Raw genomic sequence first — 21,940 nt, 5'->3', positions numbered from 1 at the left:
GGCGGGCGGACGAGGGCGCGGACCGGCACACTGTGGCGCTATGACCGAACCGCCGCAGAACGCCGAGCCGCCCGAGCCTTCCGGAGCGGCACCGCGCCCGGAGGCGCCCGAGCAGGGCTGGGCCTCCCCGGACGCGCCGTCCGCGCCGGAGCGGCCGGACGTCCCCGCCCCGGCGGAACCGGCCGACGACCGGCCGCCGCCGTACCAGGGCATGTACGGCGCGCCTCCCGGGCGCCCGCAGCCGGCCTTCACGCCCCCGGCCGGGTACCCGGCGCCCGGATCCGGCCAGGCCGGATATGGCCAGGGGCCGGGCGCTCCGCAGGCGCCGTCCGGGCCCGGTCAGCCGCCCTACGGCCAGGCTCCCCACCCGCAAGCCCCGTACGGGCCGGGCCCCGGCTACGGCCCGCCGTCCCTCGCCCCCGTCGACCCGAACGCGCCCGCGAGCCGCGGGCTGCGGTTCGCCGCGGGGCTCATCGACAGGTTCATCGTCGGCCTCTTCAACGTGCCGGTCGTGCTGTTCGCCATCCGCTGGGACCGGTTGCGGGAGGTCGCCGACACCGGGCAGAGCCTCGACAACCCGCTGGACGCCTACGACCTCCCGCGCCTGGCGGTCGGCTACGCCGTCGCGATGCTCCTGGGCGTCGCCTACTACACGGTCCAGCACGCCGTATGGGGAAAGACGATCGGGAAGCGCGCGGTCGGGATCCGCGTCGTGCGGGCGGACGACCGCACGGCCGCGGGCTGGGGGCAGATCATCGCGCGGCAGGGGTTCGTCTTCCTGACCGACGCCATCACCACGGCGCTGACCCTCCTGGTCCCGTTCGGGGGCCTGTTCGGGTTCGTCGCGCTGCTCGACAACGCGTGGATCCTGTGGGACCGCGACCGGCGGGCCGTCCACGACAAGGTGGCGGGGACGATGGTGGTGCGGGCGCCGGCGTGGGCACCTGACCCGTACGCCCGTACATGATCCCCGGCCCGGCGGCAACCCTTGATCATCACGGCGGTAACGTTCCGGTGTCCGCCGACGTCGGCGAGGTTTGGACGGACGCGGCGCGGCGAACCTCTCAGGCATGACGCAACCGCCCAATGACCCTCGGTCCGGGGACCAGCCGGAGGACCGGCCGCACGGGCAGCAACCGCAGGGGCAACCGGAACAGCCGGGCCCGTACACCGGTCCGCCGTACGGCGGCCAGCCCGGCTACGGCCAGCAGCAGCCGGGCTACGGCCAGCCGGGCTACGGCCAGCCCGGCTACGGCGAGCAGCAGCCCTACGGCGGGCAACCCGGATACGGGCAGCCGGGGTACGGGCAGGAGCAGCCCTACCCGGGTCAGGGCGACCCCTACGGCGGGCTCCCCCGCTACCAGGGCGGCCCGGGCGAGTACGCCGACCCGTCCGCCGGGCTGGCGAGCCGGTGGGCCCGCCTCGGCGCGGCCATCATCGACGGCATCATCGTCGGGATCGTCGTCGGGCTGATCTCGCTGCCGTTCGTGGACTGGGACCACGTGATCCACAACAACGGCACCATGTACGACGGCGCCCGGGTCGGCACCAACGCGGTCAGCGTCGTGCTGGGCTTCCTCTACTTCTGGCTGATGACGGCCAGGTGGGGCCAGACGCTCGGCAAGATGCTGCTGAAGATCCGGGTCGTCCGGCAGGACGACGGGCTGGCGGTCACGACCGGGCAGGCGGCGGGCCGGTCCGCCTTCTACACCGTCCTCGGCGGCATCTGCGGCTGCATCGGGCTCATCGACGTGCTGTGGATCCTGTGGGACCCGCGCAAGCAGGCGCTGCACGACAAGGTCGCGCGGACCGTCGTCATCAAGGCCGGCGCGCACCTCCCCGACCCGTACGTGCGCCGCTGACGGCTTTCGGAGTTGCCGGGCACGCCCCGGCACGGGCAGGCTGGGCGGCGTGCATATGGCCGGATACTCCCCCAGCCCCCGCCCTCGCCGCCGCGGCCGCGGCGCCGCCCCGCGCGGCGCCCTGCTCCGCGGCACCGTGCTCGGCGGCACCGTACTTCGCGGCACCGCGCTTCGGGGCACCGTGCTGCGCGGCGGCGCGTTCCGCGGGACCGCCGGGCTGGCCGCGCTCGCCGTCGCGGGCTCGCTGACCGCCGCCTGCGAGGTCTCCATCGGCGACCGCGGGTCGGGGTCCGGGCCGTCCTCGGCCGCCGCCGCGGGCCCGGCCGGGCCGACGACCGCCGGCGACCCGTACGTCCCGGGCGACGGGAACGGCGGCTACGACGTCCAGAACTACAGCCTGAAGCTGAACATCACGCCGGACGCGTCCACCGAGCTGAACGCGACGGCGACGATCACCGCGACGGCCAAGGAGACGCTCGGCCGCTTCAACCTGGACCTGACCGGCCTCACCATCTCCTCCATCACCGTGGACGGCAGGCCCGCGCGGCAGCAGCGGGCGGGCAGCGAGCTGGAGGTGACGCCGGCCAAGGAGCTGGCGAAGGGCGCGAAGTTCACCACCGTGGTGAAGTACGCGGGGACGCCGCGCACCATCTCCGACCCGATCCTCGGCACCTACGGGTGGGTCCGCACGTCCGACGGGGTCTTCATCGCCTGCGAGCCGAGCGGCGCGCACACCTGGTTCCCCGCCAACGACCATCCGAGCGACAAGGCCACGTTCGACTTCGAGGTCACGGTGCCGCAGGGGCTCACGGCGATCGCCAACGGCGAGCCCACGACGCCGGTGACCGGGTCGGACGGCGGCGGCACGCCCGGCCTCCCCGGTGCGCCCGGCGGCGGCTCGGGCGGCGGGGAGTCGCCCGGCGGCGGGTCGCCGAACGGCGGCCCGTCGGTCGTCCCGGCCGCCGACCGCCGCGCCACGACCACCACGACCTGGCACGTCAAGCAGCCGATGGCGACGTACCTGGCGACCGTGGACGTCGGCCGCTTCTCGGTCCGGACGAGCAAGACCTCCGGCGGCATCCCGGTCATCACCGCGGTGGACCCGAGCGTCCCCGGCGTGAACGTGGACGCGTTCGCCAAGCTGAACGCCGAGGTCATCGACCAGTGGTCGAAGCTGTTCGGCCCGTACCCGTTCGACTCCACCGGCGGCCTGATCGACAACGCGCAGGTCGACTTCGCGCTGGAGACCCAGACGCGCCCCGTGTACGGGGCGTTCGGCCTCCAGCCGACGGTCGTCGCGCACGAGCTGTCGCACCAGTGGTTCGGCGACAGCGTCAGCGTCGGCCGCTGGCAGGACATCTGGCTGAACGAGGGCTTCGCGACGTACGCGGAGTGGCTGTGGGGCGAGAAGTCCGGCGGGCCGAGCGTCCAGGACCAGTTCGACCAGCGGTACCGGGAGGGGTCGGCCGGCGAGCTGTGGGACGTGCCGCCGGGCAACCCGGGCCGCCGCCAGATGTTCGGCCGCTCGGTGTACGACCGGGGCGGCATGACGCTGGTCGCGCTGCGCGGCCGGATCGGCGAGCCGGCCTTCTACAGGCTGCTCCAGACGTGGACCAAGGAGCACAAGTACTCGACCGGGACGACGAAGGAGTTCATCGCGCTGGCGAACAAGGTGTCCGGCAAGAGCCTGGACGCCTTCTTCGACGCCTGGCTGTACCGCAAGGGCCGCCCCGCGAAGTGACAAGGGACGGCAACGGTCTCGGAAAGCGCGGCCGTTTCCCGCACCGGGCGGGCCGCCCGTACGGCACCATCCAGCAGTGAACGGACCTTCCGGACCGTCCGCCGTCCGCGCGGACGGCCCCCGGGTCGGCTCGCCGGAGCGGTGGGCGGCGGCGCCTTGTCCACAGCCCGTACCGCCGCCCCGTTCCGGTTCCGCAGCGAAATCCGTCCCGGATCAACGAATTCGAGATGGAAACGCGCTTGAACACCGCGGTGGCAACGGAAATCCTTGATCCACTTGTGTCGTCTCACCTGAGGACGAGATCGATGAGCAGAACCCCCAGAGCTCTTGCCGCCGTGGCGCTCGGCGCCGCGGCGGGCCTCATGGTGTCGGCGGCGGCCCCCGCCGACGCCGACGCCGTGCGGTTCACCCCGGGCGCGCCCGGGGCCGGCGACCCCTACTTCCCGGACATGGGCAACGGCGGCTTCGACGTCTCCCACTACGACATCGCCCTGCGCTACGACCCGAAGACCAAGGCGATCCAGGCCGTCACCACCGTCACCGCGCGCGCCACGCAGGACCTGTCCCGGTTCGACCTGGACTTCCAGGGCCCGCTGAAGATCTCGTCGCTGACCGTGGACGGCCGCCCGGCGTCCTACACCCGGTCCGGCGCCCAGGAACTGGTGATCACGCCGCGCAAGGGGCTGCGCGAGCACCGCCGGTTCCAGGTCCGCGCCGTCTACTCCGGCGTCCCGCAGACGATCAACGACCCGGCGCTGGGCGTGTCCGGGTGGGTCCCGACGGCCGACGGCGGGATCATGCTGAACCAGCCGATCGGCGCCGCCACCGTCTACCCGGTGAACGACCACCCGACCGACAAGGCGACGTACTCGTTCGCGCTCACCGCGCCGAAGGACCTCACCACGCTGGCCAACGGCGACCTGACCGGCACGCGCACCGCCGGGGGGCTCACCACCACCCGCTGGGAGATGCGCAGCCCGATGGCCAGCGAGCTGGCCATGGTCGCGTTCGGCAAGTACGACGTGGTCAACGGGCGCACGAAGGGCGGCGTCCCGAACCTGACCGCGACGGACCGCGCGATGGCGATCTCCGCGGCGGACGCGAAGAAGTTCAACCAGCAGACGGCCGAGGTCGTGGACTTCGAGTCCGGTCTGTACGGCCGCTACCCCTACAGCTCCACCGGCGGCATCACGGTGAAGGCGGGCGTCGGCTACGCGCTGGAGACCCAGGGCCGCCCGGTTTACGACCTGGGCCGCCACCCGGGCGCGATCCCGTCCGGCGACCTCCTCGCGCACGAGCTCGGCCACCAGTGGTTCGGTGACGCGGTGTCGCCGCGGCGCTGGGCCGACATCTGGCTGAACGAGGGCTTCGCCACGTACTCGGAGTGGCTGTACAACGCGGCGCACGGCGGCAAGACCGTCCAGCAGGCCTTCGACGCCGACTACGCGACCCCGGCGACCGACGACCTGTGGAAGGGCAAGGTCGCCGACCCGGGCCGCGACCACATCTTCGACGGCCTGGTGTACGACCGCGGCGCCATGGCGATCCACGTGCTGCGCCAGACCATCGGCGACAAGGCGTTCTTCAAGCTGCTGAAGGCGTGGCCTGCCCGCTACCGCTACGGCAACGCCTCGACGAAGGACTTCGTCGCGTTCGCCCAGCAGGTCGCGCACAAGGACCTCGGCGGCTGGGCCGCCAAGTGGCTCTACTCCGAGGGCAAGCCCGCCCTCTGACCGACGCTGCGGAGGGCGCGGCCCGCCCGCCCCCTCCGCAGCGAGCAGGTTCTCCTCCCCAGCCGCCAACGACCCCGGCCGTCGCGATCGCGAGCGAAGCCGGATTCGAGCGAAGCGAGAATCCGATCGCGCAGCGAGCCCCCAGGGCGAGTCGGAGCGATGCAGCGATCGCACGCATTGCCCGCCGAAGGGAGGGCCCCCAGGGCCCGACCGCCAAGGGCAATGCGAATCAACTCAGCGTGAGGGTGTAGCCCTTGGCGCGGAGGCGGCCGATGACGTCCTCGGAGTGGTCGGCGCCGCGGGTCTCCAGGTGCATCAGCACCTCCGCCTCCTCGACGTGCAGCCGCGCCGCGACCCGCTCGTGCATCACGTCCAGCACGTTGACGCCCATCTCGGCCAGCTCGCTCAGCAGCGTGACGAGCGCGCCCGGGCGGTCCTTCAGGCGGCACCGGACGACCAGGTACCGGCCCGCGCCCGCCAGGCCGTGCCGCAGCACCTTCGACAGCAGCAGCGGGTCGATGTTGCCGCCCGACAGCAGCACGACGACCGGCGGCTTCACCGCGTACGAGTGCTCCAGCAGCGCCGCGACCCCGGCCGCGCCCGCGGGCTCGACGACCTGCTTGGCGCGTTCGAGGCAGAGCAGCAGCGCCTGCGAGATCGACTCCTCGGTCACCGTGACGACGGCGTCGACGAGCTCGCTGACCAGCCCGTAGGTGATGTCGCCCGGGCGCCCGACGGCGATACCGTCCGCCATGGTCGGCTGCAGCTCGACGCGGACGGGCAGGCCCGCCGCGAGCGACGGCGGGAACGCGGCGGCGCGCTTGGCCTGCGCCCCGATCACCTTGACGCCGGAGTCGCGGCCGAGCTCCTTCGCGGCGCCCTTCACCGCCGCCGCGACGCCGGACATCAGCCCGCCGCCGCCGACCGCGCCGACGACGGTCGCGACGTCCGGGCACTGCTCGAGGATCTCCAGCCCGATCGTCGCCTGCCCGGCGACCACGTCCAGGTGGTCGAACGGGTGGATGAAGACCGCGCCGGTCTCCTCGGCGTACTTCTCCGCCGCGACGAGGCAGTCGTCGACGGTCGGGCCGGGGAACCGCACCTGCGCGCCGTACCCCTTGGTCGCCGCGATCTTCGGCAGCGGCGCGCCGACCGGCATGAACACCGTCGACCGGCAGCCCAGCATGGACGCGGCGAGCGCGACGCCCTGCGCGTGGTTCCCGGCGCTGGCGGCGACGACCCCGCGGGCCCGCTCCTCCTCGGTCAGCCGGGCGATCCGCACGTACGCGCCGCGGATCTTGAAGGAGCCGGTGCGCTGCAGGTTCTCGCACTTCAGCAGCACCGGACCGCCGATGAGCTCCGACAGCACCCGGGAGGAGATCAGCGGGGTGGGCACCGCCACGTCGCGGAGGAGGTCCCGCGCGGCGCGTACTTCGTCGATGAAGACGGCACTCATCCCCCGATCCTCCCACGGGCCGCACGGGGCGCCGGTCAGTCGGCCGCGTTCCAGTAGCGGTCCTGAGCGAAGATCAGCGCGGCGGCGCCGATCAGCCCGGCGGTCTGCCCGAGCGCCGCCGGGACGATCTGCGTCTTGCGCGCGAACTCCATCCGGGCGTGCGCCCGGAACGCCTCCTCCACCGGGTCGAACAGCAGCGCGCCCGCCTGCGACACCCCGCCGCCGATCGCGACGACGTCCAGGTCGCACAGGTGGGTCGCCGACGCGAGCGCGACGCCGATGGCGTGGCCCGCGCGGCGCATCGCGGCGACCGCGACCGGGTGGCCGCGGCGCGCGTCGGACGCCAGCTCGACGCCCGTGACGTCCTGCCCGCCGGGCCGCCAGCCCTCGCCGCGCGCCCACGCGACCAGCCCGGGGCCGCGGGCGATCGCCTCCAGGCAGCCGTGGCCGCCGCACTCGCACGGCGGGCCGGACGGCTCGACGACCACGTGCCCGATGTGCCCGGCGTTGCCGCTCGCGCCGTCCACGAGCCGCCCGCCGAGGATCAGGCCGCCGCCGACGCCGGTGGACACCACCATCCCGAGCAGGTTGCTGCGGCCGCGCCCCGCGCCGCGCCAGTGCTCGCCGATCGCGACGCAGACGGCGTCGTTGTGGACGCGGACGGGCAGCCCCGGATACCGGCCGCGGAGCCGCGCGCGCAGCGGGAACCCCCGCCAGGCGGGGATGTTCAGCGGCGACACCTCGGCGGCCGGCCACGTCATCGGGCCGCCGCAGCCGCAGCCGACGCCCGCGAGCACCGGGGAGCCCGCGTCGGCGTGCACCTTGTCGAGCAGGCCCTGGAGCGTCCGCCACAGGCCCTCGGCGTCCAGCCCCTCCCCGTTGGGGGTGGCGACACGGTCGTAGGCGACGACGCGCCCGCCCTGCTCGACGACCGCCGCGGCCAGCTTCGTCCCGCCGATGTCCACCGCCAGGACCGGTGCGGCCGGACCCGAACCCGAGGCCGGACCCGCAGCCGCCATCACCGGTCCCCCGCCCGGCCGAACGCCAGGATCGACGCGGTGAACCCGTGCACGTGGTTGCGCCCGGCGACCGGGCCGATCTCGCCGGCGGCGAAGAACCCGCCGACCCCGGCCGGCCCGAACGCCCGGTCGAGCACCTTGGCGTCGTGGTCGGAGTCGGGGAACATCGCCTGCCCCCGGCCGTTGCAGGAGATCAGCAGCGCGCCCTCGACCGGCGCGAGGTCGAACCGCTCCAGCAGCGCGGTCAGCTCCTCCTCCGCGGCGCCCGCGTCGCGGACCTGGAACCGGACGGTCCGCCCCACGTCCACCACGTCGCCGATCGCGATCGCGCCGCTGTCGGTGTCGGCGCCGACCACCCCGCGGACGAGGAAGTCGCCGCGCTCGTGCTCGTCGGCGTACTCGTCCATCGCGACGCCGATCAGCAGGCCGCGGCCGGCCAGCTCCTGCTCGTCCTCGGGCAGCTCCAGGACGATCTGCTCCAGCTTCTCCAGCGCCGGCACGCCCGCCAGCTCGTACAGCACGTTCTCGTCGGCCTTCGTCACCACCATGTCCGGGCCGATCGGCCGGGCGCCCTGGCTGACGACGGTCGCGGCGGTGACGGCGCCGCCGATGACCACGCCGACCGCGCCGTCCTCGTACACGTCGCCGTCCACGAACAGCCGCGCCTCGCCGTGCTCGCCCGCCTCCGCGAGGCCGCCGACGAGCGCGAGGCCGGGCAGCGCGTCGTCGGACCGCTCGACGAACGCGTCCACCGGGAAGCTGTAGGGGTCGGCCAGCAGCAGCCCCACCACGTCGTCGTCCTGCCCCTCCGGCATGCCGACCACGATCAGCTTGTCCTCCGCCTTCAGCGTCTCCAGCCGGAACGCCTCCAGCCGCGCGCCGGGCAGCACCGCCGCCCACGCGCTGACCGCGCCCGCGTCCTCCACGCCCCGGCCCCCGCCGATCACTCCGGACGCGCTGCAGCCGATCACCAGCGCGGGCGACGCGGACAGCGCCGCGCGCCGCGCCGCGGCCGCGATCTCCTCCGGGTCGTCCCCGGAGATGAAGACGCAGACCAGGTCGGGCGCCGCGGACAGCGGCGCGAGCGCCTGCTCGACCGCGGACACGGCGGCACTGGACAGATCGGGGCCGAGGGCCAGGCCGTCACCGAATCGCGCCATCGGCGCCGCCTCCCTCACTCCGTTCACCGGGTCGCATCACATCTCCCAGTCTCCCCCGCCGGACGCATCTGACCCAACATCCCGGTCCCGCCAAGGCCGCGGCGCGCCCGGACGCGGGGGACGAGGAATCCGCGGCGCACAGGTGCGATCGCGCGCGTCGGCGACGTAGTGTCGATCGCGTGCGTTCATCCACACCACGCGAGACCACACTGGGCGAGCTGCGCACCAGCGGCCACGTCCAGCGAACGGTGAAGGCCGAGATCCGCCACAACCTGCTCGCCCGGCTGAGATCCGGCGAGCCGCGCTTCCCCGGCATCCTCGGCTTCGACGACACCGTCCTCCCCCATCTCGAGCGCGCCCTGCTCGCCGGCCACGACCTCGTGCTGCTCGGCGAGCGCGGGCAGGGCAAGACGCGGCTGATCCGCACCCTGGGCGGGCTGCTGGACGAGTGGACCCCGGTGGTGGCCGGCTGCGAGATCAACGACCATCCCTACGACCCGGTGTGCGTGCGCTGCCGCCGGCTCGCCGCCGAGCTCGGCGACGAGCTGCCGGTCGAGTGGCGGCACCGCGACGACCGCTACGGCGAGAAGCTCGCCACCCCCGACACGAGCGTCGGCGACCTCATCGGCGACGTCGACCCCATCAAGGTGGCCGAGGGCCGCACCCTCGGCGACCCGGAGACCGTGCACTTCGGCCTCGTCCCGCGCACCAACCGCGGGATCTTCTCCATCAACGAGCTGCCCGACCTGGCCGAGCGGATCCAGGTGGCGCTGCTGAACGTGCTGGAGGAGCGGGACGTGCAGATCCGCGGCTACGCGCTGCGGCTGCCGCTGGACGTGCTGCTCGTCGCGTCCGCCAACCCGGAGGACTACACCAACCGCGGCCGGATCATCACCCCGCTGAAGGACCGCTTCGGCGCGGAGATCCGCACCCACTACCCCCTCGAGCTGGACGCCGAGCTGGCGCTGATCCGGCAGGAGTCCGACTTCGCGGACCTGGCGGGGCTGCCCGCCGAGGTGCCCGACCACCTGATCGAGGTCATCGCCCGGTTCACCCGGCTCGTCCGGGAGTCGACGGCGGTGGACGCGCGGTCGGGCGTGTCGGCGCGGTTCGCGCTGGCGGGCGCGGAGACCGTCGCGGCGGGCGCGGTGCGGCGCGCGGCGCTGGCCGGCGAGGAGCGCGCCGTCGCGCGCGTGTGCGACCTGCCGGCGGTGGTGCCGTCGCTGATGGGCAAGGTGGAGTTCGAGGTCAGCGAGGAGGGCCGCGAGCAGGAGGTGCTGGAGCACCTGCTGCGCCGCGCGATCGCCGAGACCTACCGGCGGACGCTCGGCCCCGCCGACCTGTCCGGGCTGCTGGACAAGTTCGACTCCGGCGACACCGTCGAGTCGGGCGAGCTGGTGTCCTCCACCGAGCTGCTGCGCAGGATCGGGCAGGTGCCCGGCCTCGCCAAGATCATGGAACGGCTCGGCATGTCGGGGGACTCCCCCGAGCAGGCCGCGGCCGCGCTGGAGTTCGCCCTGGAAGGGCTGTTCCTGACCCGGCGGCTGTCCAAGGACGTTCAGGGCGGCCGGGCCGACGGGACGGCGACGTACCGGACCTGATCGCGGGTCCTGGAGGCGCCATGTCCGAGGAGGTTCGATGAGCCGGTACAGGTACGGCGCGTACGAGGACGGGCCCGACCCGCTGGCGCCGCCCTACGACGTCCGCGACGCGCTGGACGCGATGGGCGACTCGGTGCTGGACGGCACCCGTCCCGACGACGCGTTGCGGGAGCTGCTGCGCCGCGGGCTGCCGAACGCGCAGGGCCGCCGCGGCCTCGACGACCTGCTCCGCGAGGTGCGGGAGCGGCGGCGCGCGCTGCGCGAGCGGGGCCGTCTCGACGGCACGCTGGAGGAGGCGCGGGCGCTGCTCGACACCGCGATCGGGCAGGAGCGGGCCGAGCTGTTCCCCGACCCGTCCGATGACGCGCGACTGCGGGAGGCGGAGTTGGACACGCTGCCGTCCGACACGTCGCAGGCGATCCGGCGGCTGTCGGACTACCAGTGGCGGTCCGACGCGGCGCGGCAAACGTTCGAGCAGCTGAAGGACCTGCTGCGGCGGGAGGTGCTGGACGCGCAGTTCCAGGGCATGAAGCAGGCCCTGGAGAACCAGGACCCGGCGGCGATGCAGCGCGTCAAGGACATGATGGCGTCGCTGAACGGGATGCTGGAGAAGGACGCGCGGGGCGAGCACACCCAGGCCGACTTCGACCGGTTCATGGACGAGTACGGGGACATGTTCCCCGAGCGTCCGGAGAACCTGGAGGAGCTGGTCGACCAGCTCGCCCGCCGCGCCGCGGCGATGGACCGGCTGCTCGCCTCGCTCAGCCCGGAGCAGCGCGCCGAGCTGGCGGGGCTGATGGAGCAGGCCATGCAGGACGCGGGCCTGGCGATGGAGATGACCCGGCTCGGTGACGCGCTGCGCGCGCGCAGGCCCGATCTGGGCTGGGGCCAGCCGGAGCAGATGGACGGCGAGAACCCGCTCGGGATGGGCGACGCGACGACCGCGCTGGCGGAGCTCGCGGACCTGTCGGAGCTGGAGGCGGCGCTCGGCCAGGACTACCCCGGCGCGCGGCTCGACGACATCGACGAGGACGCCGTCCGGCGGGCGCTCGGCCGGCAGGCCGTCGACGACCTCGACGCGCTGCGCCGCCTGGAGAAGGAGCTGGAGAAGCAGGGCTACCTGCGCCGCAACCGCGGGAAGCTGGAGCTGACGCCGAAGGCGGTGCGGCGGCTCGGCGAGACGGCGCTGCGCCGGGTGTTCTCGCAGCTGACGTCGGGCCGGCAGGGCGACCACGACCAGCGCGACGCCGGCCAGGCGGGCGAGCTGACCGGGTCCAGCCGGGAGTGGCGGTTCGGCGACGAGCAGCCCCTCGACGTCGTCCGGACGGTGAGCAACGCGATCCGCCGCAGCGCGATGGAGGGCCCGGTGCCCGACGCGGCGACCGGCCTCGTCGCGGCCCCGGCGGCGTCCCTGGAGTCCCTCGCCGCGGCCGAGGTGCTGGAGCCGGTGGGCGCCGACGCGGTGGACCGGCGCGGTCCGGCCCGTCCGGCGCGGGTGCGGCTCGGCGTCGACGACTTCGAGGTGCACGAGACCGAGCGGCGCACGGGCGCGGCGGTCTGCCTGCTGGTGGACCTGTCGTACTCGATGGTGCTGCGCGGGACGTGGGCGGCGGCCAAGCAGACGACGCTCGCCCTGCACACCCTCGTCACCAGCAAGTTCCCGCAGGACGCGATCCAGATCATCGGGTTCTCCAACTACGCGCGGACGCTGCACCCCGAGGAGATGGCCGGGCTCGACTGGGACATGGTGCAGGGCACGAACCTGCACCACGCGCTGATGATCGCGGGCCGGCACCTGGACCGACACCCCGACTTCGAGCCGATCGTCCTCGTCGTCACCGACGGCGAGCCGACCGCGCACCTGCGCCCGGACGGCCGCTCGCTGTTCGACTACCCGCCGTCCACGGACACGCTGGTGCTCACCCTGGCCGAGGTCGACAAGATGACCCGGCGCGGCGCCACCATGAACTTCTTCATGCTGGCCGACGACCGGCGGCTGGTGTCGTTCGTGGAGGAGGTCGCGCGCCGCAACGGCGGCCGGGTGTTCGCGCCGGACGCCGACCGGCTCGGCGAGTACGTCGTCAGCGACTACCTGAGGGTCCGCAGGGGCCGCCGCTAGGGCGCGGTCGGCGCTAGGGTCGGCACATGTCGACCTCCGACCGCATCCTGCTCATCCTGCACATCGGGTTCGCGATCTTCACGCTGGGCCCGCTGACCGCCGCGACGATGTCCACGCCGCGCTACATCCGCAACCGGAACGCCACCGTGGTGCGGTACCTGAACCGCACCACCCAGATCTACGGCGTCGGCACGCTGCTGATCTTCCTGTTCGGGCTGTGGCTGGCCGAGGGCCACTTCGCGCAGGCGTGGCTGTCGGTGTCGATGACGCTGTTCATCGTCGCGCTGGTGCTGCTGCTGATCGTGGAGCGGGACCAGCGGAAGGCCGCGAAGCTGCTGGACGAGGCGGGCCCGGCGGCCGCCTCGGCTCCGGCCGCCGCGGCGGCCGCGCCCCAGGCCGAGGCGGAGGCCGCCGCCGAGGCCGAGGACGGCGCCGCGAAGACCACCGGGGAGACGCCGGTGGCGGCGAAGCCCGCGGCCGGCGAGGTCGCCCAGGTGGAGCGCGGCCGGATCGCCGCCATCTCCGGCGTCATCGCGCTGATCTGGCTGGTGATCCTCGTCCTGATGGTCTGGAACGCCTGACGTCCCGCCGGGGCGCGCCCCTTCGGGGTCAGGGGCGCGCCTGCGTGTGCGCCTTGATCCAGCGCAGGATCTCCGGCGTGATGCCGTCCACGTTCAGCATGTCCGAGGCGTGCATGACGCCGTCGACCGTCTGTACCTTCACCTGCACGCCCGCGGCGCGCAGCGCGCTCGCCAGGCCCTGGCTCTGCGTCACCGGCACGAAGTCGCCGGTGGCGTGCAGCAGCAGCATCGGCGCGTCGCCGGCGGAGGCGTGCGTGGTGCTGTCGGCGTCCTCGACGCGCTTCCAGCAGTCCGCGGCCTCCAGGGTGGCCTCCGGCGAGCCGGGCGCGCAGTGGACGAGGTCCACGACGGCCTGGCGCAGCTTGCGCTGGCGGGACGAGGCCTCGGTCGCCGCGCCGTCCTTGTAGGCCAGGAACGGGTTGTTCGGCGGCGACAGCGCCACGACGCCGCGGACGAGGTCCGTGCCGGTCCCGTGGGTGCCGATCTGCGTCGCGAGCTGCCCGCCGGACGACGAGCCGAGCACCACGATGCGGTCGGGGTCGAGGTTCCAGGTGCGGGCGTGCTTCTTCATGAACCGGAGGGCGCCGAGGGCGTCGTCGCGCTGCGCGGGCCACTGCGCCTTCGGCGCGAGCCGGTAGTTCGCCGACAGGACGACGTAGCCGGCGTCGCTCAGCCTCCGCGCGAAGTACTTCCAGCTGTCCTTGCTGCCGCCCATCCAGTAGCCGCCGTGGATGATCAGCACGCCGGGCCGGGTCGCGCTCCGGGCGCCGCCCGCGGCGTTGCGCCTGGCGTCGCCGCGGGCCTTGGCCCGCTGCGCCGGGGTCGGCTGCCAGTAGGCGTCGACGCGCTGGCTCGCGGACGGCCCGTAGTTGTACGTCGCGGACCGCGGGAGCTTGGGGGTGACCATGACGGCCTTGGCGCGGACGACGCCGTCGGTGCCGCCGCCGGCGGCCTCCGGCTCCCCGTCCGGGGACTGCGTCGACGGCGTCCCGGACGGCGACTCGCTTCCCGGCGCGCCGCTTCCGGGAGCACCGGTGGGCGCGTCGGACCCCGGAGCCCCCGTGGGGACGTCCGACGGGGCCGACACCGAGGGCGTCGGGCTCGGCCCGGGAGTGGTGGCCTGGGCGGCCATCGGCACGGCTACGGCGGAGACACACGTCGCGGCGAACGCCGCCCCACTGACCAGTACTTTGCGCACCCCGGGCCCCTTCGTGAACGAACCTGGCGGGCTGAGTATAGATGTTTGATCACGTTACTTGCGGGAAGCATGCCGGGTTCACCACTTTCCGCCCCACTGCCGCCGACCCCAGCGCAGGTCACGGGCAGGCACGCGGAGCGAGCGCAGCGACCCGGCGGTCTGAGCCTCAGCCACAGACCACGGGCAGGCACGCGGAGCGAGCGCCAGCGAGCGCAGCGGGCATGCCCGGCGACGGACGGCCTGTTTCGACGCGGAGCGCTAGCGGAGCGTCGAAACAGGCCGTCCGTCGTGACGGGGGTTCCAGGGGGTCGCCCCCCTGGGAAAACACAGCCCCCCTGGGTCAACCGAGCGCTAGTTCGAGGTCGCGGAGGAGGTCGTCGGCGTCCTCGATGCCGACGGACAGGCGGACCAGGTCGGCCGGGACCTCCAGCGGGGAGCCGGCGGCCGAGGCGTGCGTCATCCGGCCCGGGTGCTCGACCAGCGACTCGACGCCGCCGAGCGACTCGCCGAGCGTGAACAGCTTCGTCCGCTCGCACACCCGGACGGCGGCCTCCTCGGAGTCCATCCGGAAGGAGACCATGCCGCCGAAGGCGCGCATCTGCTTGGCGGCGACCTCGTGGCCGGGGTGGTCGGGCAGGCCCGGGTAGAGGACCTGCCGGACGGCGGGGTGCCGGGTCAGCAGCTCCACGACCTTCTCGGCGTTGGCGCAGTGCCGGTCCATCCGCACGCCGAGCGTCTTGATCCCGCGCAGCGTCAGCCAGGCGTCGAAGGGGCCCGCGACGGCGCCCATCGCGTTCTGGTGGAACGCCAGGCGCTCGCCGAGCCCGCCGTCCGCGACGACCAGCGCGCCGCCGACGACGTCGGAGTGGCCGCCCATGTACTTGGTGGTGGAGTGCACCACGACGTCCGCACCGAGCTCCAGGGGCCGCTGGAGGTAGGGCGAGGCGAAGGTGTTGTCGACGGCGAGCAGCGCGCCCGCGTCGTGGGCGATGCCCGCGAGCATCGCGATGTCGGCGATGCCGAGCAGCGGGTTGGTCGGCGTCTCCACCCAGATGAGCCTCGTCTCGGGGCGGATCGCCGCGCGCACGGCCGCCGCGTCCCCGAGCGGCACCGGGTCGAACGAGACGCCCCACGGTTCGGCGACCTTCGCGAAGAGGCGGTAGGTGCCGCCGTAGGCGTCGTTCGGGATGATCACATGGTCGCCGGGCTTGCAGACGGTGCGGATGAGCGCGTCCTCGGCGGCGAGCCCGGACGCGAACGCCAGCCCGCGCGCCCCCGTCTCGATCTCGGCGAGGCATACCTCCAGCGCGGTACGCGTCGGATTGGCCGATCGGGAGTACTCGTAGCCGCCGCGCAGCCCCCCGATCCCGTCCTGCTTGTACGTGGAGACCTGGTAGATCGGCGGGACGACCGCCCCCGTGGCGGGGTCGGGCTCCTGTCCCGCGTGGATGGCCAGGGTCTCGAACCCCCGGTGAACCTCGTTGTCCATGGGTACGAGGCTATCCACCCGCCGCCCCTCCTCTGGGAGGAGGAGCTCCCCCGGAGGTATCAGCCCCCATTTCAGCACGCGGGTTGACCCCAAGAGCGCGCGCGTTCCCTACCGTTTAACCAGTATCCCGAGTTGACCCTTTATTTAAGGAAGACGCATGTTCGCTCGGCTCGCGCGCTTCGTCGTGAGACATCCATGGTGGACCATCGTGGCCTGGTTGGTGGCCGCCGGTCTCATCATCACGCTGTCCCCCAAGCTGTCCACCGAGTCCGACCAGGGCGACTTCCTGCCCTCCAAGTACGAGTCGGTCCAGGCGGCCAAGATCGCCCAGAAGGCGTTCCCCCAGCAGGAGGACACCTCCTCGATCGTCGTCGTCAAGCGCTCGGACGGAGGGAAGATCACGCCGGCCGACACCCGGGTGATCGACAAGGCCGCCGCGTCCATGAACGCGAGCAAGCCGGCCACCGTGCTGAACTTCCTCACCGGCGAGCAGCTGGTGGCGCCCAACAAGGCCGTCCAGGTCATCTCGGTGCCGATGAAGGGCACCGACCAGGCGGCCAGCAAGAAGCAGGGCGACGCGGTCAAGGAGATACGCAAGGACCTGCCCGGGCTGCTGAAGGGCAGCGGGCTCGAGGCCAAGGTCGGCGGTGACGTCGCCGGCTTCGTCGACAACGAGGACTCCTTCAACAAGTCCTTCGAGATCGTCGGGATCGCCACCTTCGTCCTGATCATCGGGCTGATCCTGGTGATCTTCCGGGCGCCGATCGCCGCGGTGCTGCCGATCGTAGTGATCATGCTGACGATGCAGGTCGCGATGGGCCTCATCGGCACCGCCTCGAAGCTGTTCGGCTTCTCCGGCGACGACAGTCTCAGCACCATCATCCTCATCGTGCTGTTCGGCATCGGCGCCGACTACTACCTGTTCGTGATGTTCCGGTTCCGCGAACGGCTGCGGGCGGGCGAGGACAAGAAGACCGCGATGATCCACGCGGTGGAGCGGGTCGGCGAGGTCATCTCCTCGGCCGCCGCCGCCATCGCCGTCACCTTCCTGGTGCTGCTGCTCGCGACGTTCGGCGTGTTCAGCGCCTGGGGCCCGGCCCTGGCGATCTCCGTCGTCACCATGGGCATCACCTCGCTGACCCTGTTCCCGGCGCTCGTGTCGCTGCTCGGCACCGCCGTGTTCTGGCCGTCGAAGGCCTGGAAGAAGCAGCCCAAGGAGCGGGTCTCCGGCGCGATCGGCCGCGGCGTCGGCCGCCACCCGGCCGTCGCGGCGCTGGCCGCGGGCGGTGTCATGGTCGTGCTGGCCATCGGCGCGCTCGGCTTCAAGTCCGACTACGACTTCGCCGCCGGGTTCCCCCAGGACACCGAGTCGGCGCAGGCCACCAAGGACATGGAGCGGGGCTTCCCGCCCGGCCTCACCCAGCCCGTCCAGGTGTTCATCAAGAGCGACAACGGGCAGCCGGTCGCCAAGCAGGCGATCACCGAGTTCTCCAAGAAGGCCGAGACCGCGCCCGGCGTCGGACGCGTCAACCCGGCGGAGCCCGGCAAGAACGGCGTCGTCCGGGTCGACCTGGTGCTGAAGAAGAACCCGGCCTCCAACGAGGCGATCAGCCTGGTCAAGAACGACCTGGCGCCGGCGGTGCACAAGATCGCGCCGCCCGGGACGCGCGCCTACGTCGGCGGCCCGACGGCGACCTACGCCGACATCAACGCCGTCAACAACCGCGACCTGTCGGTGATCCTGCCGGTGGCGGCGGTGCTGATCGCGCTGATCCTGGCGCTGCTGCTGCGGTCGGTGGTCGCGCCGATCTACCTGGTCGTGGCGGTGCTGCTCGGGTTCGCCTCCACGCTCGGCTCCGCGGTGTACGTCTTCCAGTACGCCCAGGGCAAGGAGGGCGTGATCTTCCAGCTGCCGATCATCCTCTACCTGTTCGTGCTGGCCATCGGGACCGACTACAACATCCTGATGACCGCGCGGCTGCGCGAGGAGGCCAAGGAGGGGTACTCGCCCCGGGAGGCGGCGTCCCGCGCCGTCCGGCACGGCGGCCCGACGGTCGCCGCGGCGGGCCTCATCCTGGCCGGCACCTTCTCGGTGATGCTGCTGGCGCCGGTCTCCATGCTCAAGCAGATGGGCTTCTCGGTCGCGATGGGCATCGCGCTGTCGGCCTTCGTGATGTCGACGTTCCTGGTGCCGGGCATCACCGCGATGCTGGGCCACCGGGCCTGGTGGCCGGGCCACGGCGACGAGCCGAAGAAGAGGCTCGGACGCCCCGACCCGACGCAGGACCAGTACGTCGGCACGGGCTACCCGTCCTAGGACGGCAGGCCCCCGCAGTCGTCGGATTGCGGAGCCCCGGTCAGAAATGCCGCCCACGGGCCGGGGCCCGCAATCCGGCTTCCTCCGAAGGCGAAGCGCCGGAGACCGCACGGTCTCCGGCGCTTCGCCGCGTCCGGAGCCGGACGCCTCCCCCGGCCCCGCCGTCAGGACGTCGCCGGCGTGATCGTCAGCGGTTCACCGATCGCGACCGTGCCGGAGTAGGTGTAGGTGTCGGTGATCTGCACGCCGGGGCAGCTGGTCGGGGCGACGAGCGACAGCCGGGCGCCGAGGGTCAGCGTGCGGGTGGAGTTCGTGTACGTCAACGGCACCCGGTAGTGGTTCGGGGCCGAGGGGACCCCGGGTGGCTGCAACACCAGCAGGCAGGTGTTCGACGACAGGGTCTGCGCGACGAGGGCGGGGATCTGCGGGGCGCTCGTGTCGATGTCGAGGTAGCCCGTCACGCGGCCCGCGGATGCGTCGTAGCCGGTGCCGTACAGGACGTCGGCGTTGTGCAGGGCCTGGTAGGCGTCGCCGAACCGCAGCGCCAGGCCGTTCGCGTCGGTGCAGTCGATGTAGTAGTCGTCCAGCAGGCCGAGCCGCTGGCCGGTGGTGCGGCCCGCGGCGACGCGGCTCGCGAAGGTCGGTCCGGTCGAGCAGGTGATCCTGGCACCGGTCCGGTCGTTGGTCAGGACCGCGGTGCCGCCGGTGCCGTGCACCTCGGTCGCGCCTCCCGCGGACACGGTCCAGGCGGCGGCGGGTTCCACGGACGCCCGGGCGGCGGCTGTGCCGCCCAGGACGGCCGCCGCCGCGGCGGCGACGGTCACGGCGCGAGACATCGGACTGGGCATGGCGATCGTCTCCTCCGCCCGCGGCACACGGGCATCGCGAACCTGGCGGACCTGAGAGCGAATCGGCCGGACGTCCCGTGACATCGATACACTCGATGTGACGCATGTCTCACCAGAGCGCCGGAGCCCGGGTACGGCCGGCGGTTCGGCCGTCCCCGGGCTCCGGCGCTCGGTTCGCGGACGTCAGTTGTTCGGGTCGGCCAGGTAGGCGAGGAGGTCCTGGCGGGTGATGAGGCCCTTGGGCTTGCCGTCCACGAGGACGACGGCGGCGCCCGACTTCTCCAGGACGCCGACGGCCTTGCTCACCGGCTCACCGGAGCCGATCGTGGGCAGCGGCGCGGACATGTGCGCCTCCACCGGGTCCAGCAGGCCGGAGCGCTCCTTGACCAGGACGTCGAGCAGCTCGCTCTCCACGACCGAGCCGATCACCTCGGCCGCCATCACCGGCGGCTCCTCCTTCATCACCGGCAGCTGCGACACCTCGTACTCGCGCATGATCGAGATGGCGGTCTGCACGCTCTCGTGCGGGTGGACGTGCACGAACTCCGGCAGCGCCCCGCCCTTGCGGGTCAGCACCTCGTTCACGCGGGCCTCTTCGGTGGAGGACGGCAGGAACCCGTAGTCCTCCATCCAGCTGTCGTTGAAGATCTTGCTGAGGTAGCCGCGGCCGCCGTCGGGGAGCAGCACCACGATGACCGCGTCCGGGCCGGCCTCGGCGGCGACGCGCAGCGCCGCGACGACCGCCATCCCGCAGGAGCCGCCGACGAGGAGGGCCTCCTCGCGGGCCAGCCGGCGGGTCATGAGGAAGGAGTCCTTGTCGGAGACCGCGATGACGTCGTCGCAGATGTCGCGGTCGTAGGTCTCCGGCCAGATGTCCTCGCCGACGCCCTCGGTCAGGTAGGGGCGGCCCGAGCCGCCCGAGTACACCGAGCCCTCCGGGTCGGCGCCGATGATCTTCACGCGCCCGCCGGAGACCTCCTTGAGGTACTTGCCGGTGCCGCTGATCGTGCCGCCGGTGCCGATGCCCGCGACGAAGTGGGTGATGCGGCCCTCGGTCTGCTCCCACAGCTCCGGGCCCGTCGTCTCGTAGTGCGACACCGGGTTCTGCGGGTTGGTGTACTGGTTCGGCTTCCAGGCGCCGGGGATCTCGGCGGCCAGCCGGTCGGAGACCGAGTAGTAGGAGTCGGGGTGCTCCGGCGAGACGGCCGTCGGGCAGACCACGACCTCCGCGCCGTACGCGCGCAGCACGTCCACCTTGTCCTTGGCGACCTTGTCGGGGCAGACGAAGACGCACTTGTAGCCGCGCTCCTGCGCGACGATGGCCAGCCCCACGCCGGTGTTACCGGACGTCGGCTCGACGATCGTCCCGCCCGGCCGCAACTCGCCGGACGCCTCCGCGGCGTCGATCATCCGGACCGCGATGCGGTCCTTCACCGAGCCGCCGGGATTGAAGTACTCCACCTTGGCCAGCACCTGCGGGCCGCGCTCGTTCACCGAGCCGCCGGTCACCTTGCGCAGCCGAACGAGAGGGGTGTTGCCCATCAGCTCGACGAGCGAGTCGTGTACGTGCACCGCGACGTCCTTGTCCAGTGTGTGTGTCGGAATTCAACGGGTCGCGCTCCCGTTCCAGCAGCGTGTGACGCAGGGGGAACCGGACGCGCGATCGGGGGGATGCCCCAGCACCGACGGTAGCCGAGATCGGCCCCGCGGGCATCGAACGGTCTCCGGGAGGGTACAACTCGATCACGGAGGGTCATCGGACATGCTGAGAGCGTTCACGGCGCGCCGGATCGCGGCGGCCGCGGCCTACGGGGGCGGGGGCATCACGGCCCTCGGCGGCATCACGTTCGGGCTGCTCGTGGCGGAGGCCAAGCTCGCCCGCAAGATCATCAAAGCGACGCCGAACGGGGATCCGCCGGCGGCGGACGGCCTCTACGGCGAGGCGCTCTCCGGCCGGCCGCTGTCCCTGCTGATGCTGGGCGACTCGACCGCGGCGGGGCTCGGCGTGCACACCGCCGAGGAGACGCCGGGGGCGATGCTGGCCGCCGGGCTGGCGGCGATCGCGGAGCGGCCCGTCCGGATGACGAACGTGGCGCGCTCGGGCGCCCGGTCCGCCGAGCTGGAGGGCCAGACCGACCGGGCGCTGGAGGCCCGCCCGGATCTCGCCATCATCATGGTCGGCACGAACGACGTGACGGGCCGGGTGCCGGCCGGCACGTCCGTGCGGCACCTGTCGGACGCGGTGGTGCGGCTGCGCGCGGCGGGCTGCCAGGTGGTCGTCGGCACGTGCCCCGACCTCGGCACGATCAAGCCGCTGATGCAGCCGCTGAAGTGGATCGCGCGGCGGGCGAGCCGGCAGCTGGCCGCGGCGCAGACGATCGCGGCGGTGGAGCAGGGCGCGCGGTCGGTGTCGCTCGGCGACCTGCTGGGCCGCGAGTTCGCCGCGGACCCGATCTCGATGTTCAGCGAGGACCGCTACCACCCGTCCGCACGAGGCTATGCCGCCGCCGCGGCGGCCGTGCTGCCGTCGATGGCGCACGCGCTCGGCCTGGAGCCCGATCTCGGCGCGCTGCCGGATCCGCGGCTCGGCGAGGACGTGCTGCCGGTGTACCTGGCGGCGGCCGAGGCGGCGGAGATCTCCGGCACGGAGGTGTCGGGCGCCTCCGTCGCGGGCCGCGACCGGGGTCCCCGGGGGCGGTGGGCGCGGCTGCTGCGCCGCCGCTCCGCGCCGGCCGCCGACACCACGCCGCCGTCCCCGGCCGTCGCTCCGGACATCGCCTGACGCGGCCGGCCCGGCCCCGACCGTTGGCCCAGGT

16 protein-coding genes are annotated in these 21,940 nt (G+C 73.1%); 9 read left to right on the top strand and 7 right to left on the bottom strand.

Annotated elements, in window-relative coordinates; translation table 11 throughout:
• Positions 1-40: 40 nt before the first annotated feature.
• The 4 genes from amrb99_RS28265 to amrb99_RS28250 all read left to right on the top strand — a co-directional run bounded on the left by amrb99_RS28265 (position 41) and on the right by amrb99_RS28250 (position 5,336).
• Positions 41-967 (top strand): RDD family protein, encoded by a 927-nt coding sequence (locus tag amrb99_RS28265; protein ID WP_190861647.1) that lies wholly within the window; start codon positions 41-43, stop codon positions 965-967.
• Between the two features lie 103 nt (positions 968-1,070).
• Positions 1,071-1,862 (top strand): RDD family protein, encoded by a 792-nt coding sequence (locus tag amrb99_RS28260; protein ID WP_190861645.1) that lies wholly within the window; start codon positions 1,071-1,073, stop codon positions 1,860-1,862.
• A gap of 55 nt (positions 1,863-1,917) precedes the next feature.
• A complete protein-coding gene (locus tag amrb99_RS28255; RefSeq protein ID WP_190861723.1) occupies positions 1,918-3,603 on the top strand; it encodes a M1 family metallopeptidase in 1,686 nt (561 codons plus the stop codon).
• Between the two features lie 305 nt (positions 3,604-3,908).
• On the top strand, positions 3,909-5,336 hold the full coding sequence (locus amrb99_RS28250; protein ID WP_190861643.1) for a M1 family metallopeptidase: 1,428 nt from the start codon (positions 3,909-3,911) through the stop codon (positions 5,334-5,336).
• A gap of 229 nt (positions 5,337-5,565) precedes the next feature.
• Here amrb99_RS28250 and ilvA read toward each other — a convergent pair whose 3' ends face one another.
• Genes ilvA through amrb99_RS28235 form a run of 3 tightly spaced genes read right to left on the bottom strand, consistent with a single transcriptional unit; the run spans position 5,566 to position 8,971 of the window.
• A complete protein-coding gene (ilvA, locus tag amrb99_RS28245; protein ID WP_190861641.1) occupies positions 5,566-6,792 on the bottom strand; it encodes a threonine ammonia-lyase in 1,227 nt (408 codons plus the stop codon).
• 35 nt (positions 6,793-6,827) lie between these two features.
• A complete protein-coding gene (locus amrb99_RS28240; RefSeq protein ID WP_190861639.1) occupies positions 6,828-7,811 on the bottom strand; it encodes an ROK family protein in 984 nt (327 codons plus the stop codon).
• Entirely contained in the window at positions 7,811-8,971 is a 1,161-nt protein-coding gene (locus tag amrb99_RS28235; protein WP_190861637.1) for an FIST N-terminal domain-containing protein, read from the bottom strand. The genes amrb99_RS28240 and amrb99_RS28235 overlap by 1 nt, the downstream gene beginning before the upstream one ends.
• A 179-nt stretch (positions 8,972-9,150) precedes the next feature.
• On the opposite strand from amrb99_RS28235, the gene amrb99_RS28230 reads away from it, so the two are divergent.
• The 3 genes from amrb99_RS28230 to amrb99_RS28220 are packed head-to-tail and all read left to right on the top strand — an operon-like array spanning position 9,151 to position 13,272.
• Complete coding sequence (locus amrb99_RS28230) at positions 9,151-10,572, top strand: sigma 54-interacting transcriptional regulator (protein ID WP_190861635.1); 1,422 nt, start codon at positions 9,151-9,153, stop codon at positions 10,570-10,572.
• Positions 10,573-10,609: 37 nt separating this feature from the next.
• Positions 10,610-12,691: a hypothetical protein gene (locus tag amrb99_RS28225; protein ID WP_190861633.1), complete on the top strand. Its 2,082-nt coding sequence runs from the start codon at positions 10,610-10,612 to the stop codon at positions 12,689-12,691.
• A 26-nt stretch (positions 12,692-12,717) separates the two neighbouring features.
• Positions 12,718-13,272 carry a DUF2269 family protein gene (locus tag amrb99_RS28220; protein WP_190861631.1) on the top strand — a complete coding sequence of 185 codons (555 nt, stop codon included), beginning with the start codon at positions 12,718-12,720 and terminating at the stop codon, positions 13,270-13,272.
• Between the two features lie 28 nt (positions 13,273-13,300).
• Here amrb99_RS28220 and amrb99_RS28215 read toward each other — a convergent pair whose 3' ends face one another.
• On the bottom strand, positions 13,301-14,470 hold the full coding sequence (locus tag amrb99_RS28215) for an alpha/beta hydrolase fold domain-containing protein (protein WP_347256896.1): 1,170 nt from the start codon (positions 14,468-14,470) through the stop codon (positions 13,301-13,303).
• Between the two features lie 340 nt (positions 14,471-14,810).
• Positions 14,811-15,959, bottom strand: coding sequence for a cystathionine gamma-synthase (locus amrb99_RS28210; RefSeq protein WP_190861629.1), 1,149 nt, complete (start codon positions 15,957-15,959; stop codon positions 14,811-14,813).
• Between the two features lie 208 nt (positions 15,960-16,167).
• Here amrb99_RS28210 and amrb99_RS28205 point away from each other — a divergent pair, with 208 nt between their 5' ends.
• The gene (locus amrb99_RS28205) at positions 16,168-18,276 is read left to right on the top strand and encodes an MMPL family transporter (RefSeq protein WP_347256895.1); all 2,109 of its coding nucleotides are present in this window, start codon (positions 16,168-16,170) and stop codon (positions 18,274-18,276) included.
• A 164-nt stretch (positions 18,277-18,440) separates the two neighbouring features.
• Here amrb99_RS28205 and amrb99_RS28200 read toward each other — a convergent pair whose 3' ends face one another.
• Both amrb99_RS28200 and amrb99_RS28195 read right to left on the bottom strand, forming a co-directional pair.
• Positions 18,441-19,124, bottom strand: a complete 684-nt coding sequence (locus tag amrb99_RS28200; protein WP_190861618.1) for a hypothetical protein — start codon at positions 19,122-19,124, stop codon at positions 18,441-18,443.
• Between the two features lie 183 nt (positions 19,125-19,307).
• Positions 19,308-20,696, bottom strand: coding sequence for a cystathionine beta-synthase (locus amrb99_RS28195; RefSeq protein WP_190861615.1), 1,389 nt, complete (start codon positions 20,694-20,696; stop codon positions 19,308-19,310).
• Positions 20,697-20,886: 190 nt separating this feature from the next.
• Between amrb99_RS28195 and amrb99_RS28190 the strand changes: the two genes are divergently transcribed.
• Positions 20,887-21,906 (top strand): SGNH/GDSL hydrolase family protein, encoded by a 1,020-nt coding sequence (locus amrb99_RS28190; RefSeq protein ID WP_190861612.1) that lies wholly within the window; start codon positions 20,887-20,889, stop codon positions 21,904-21,906.
• Positions 21,907-21,940 lie beyond the last annotated feature (34 nt).

The organism is Actinomadura sp. RB99 (genome assembly GCF_014706005.1).
GTDB lineage: Bacteria > Actinomycetota > Actinomycetes > Streptosporangiales > Streptosporangiaceae > Spirillospora.
Note: the sequence above shows the minus strand (reverse complement) of the source record. Positions and strands in the feature narration are given on the sequence as shown.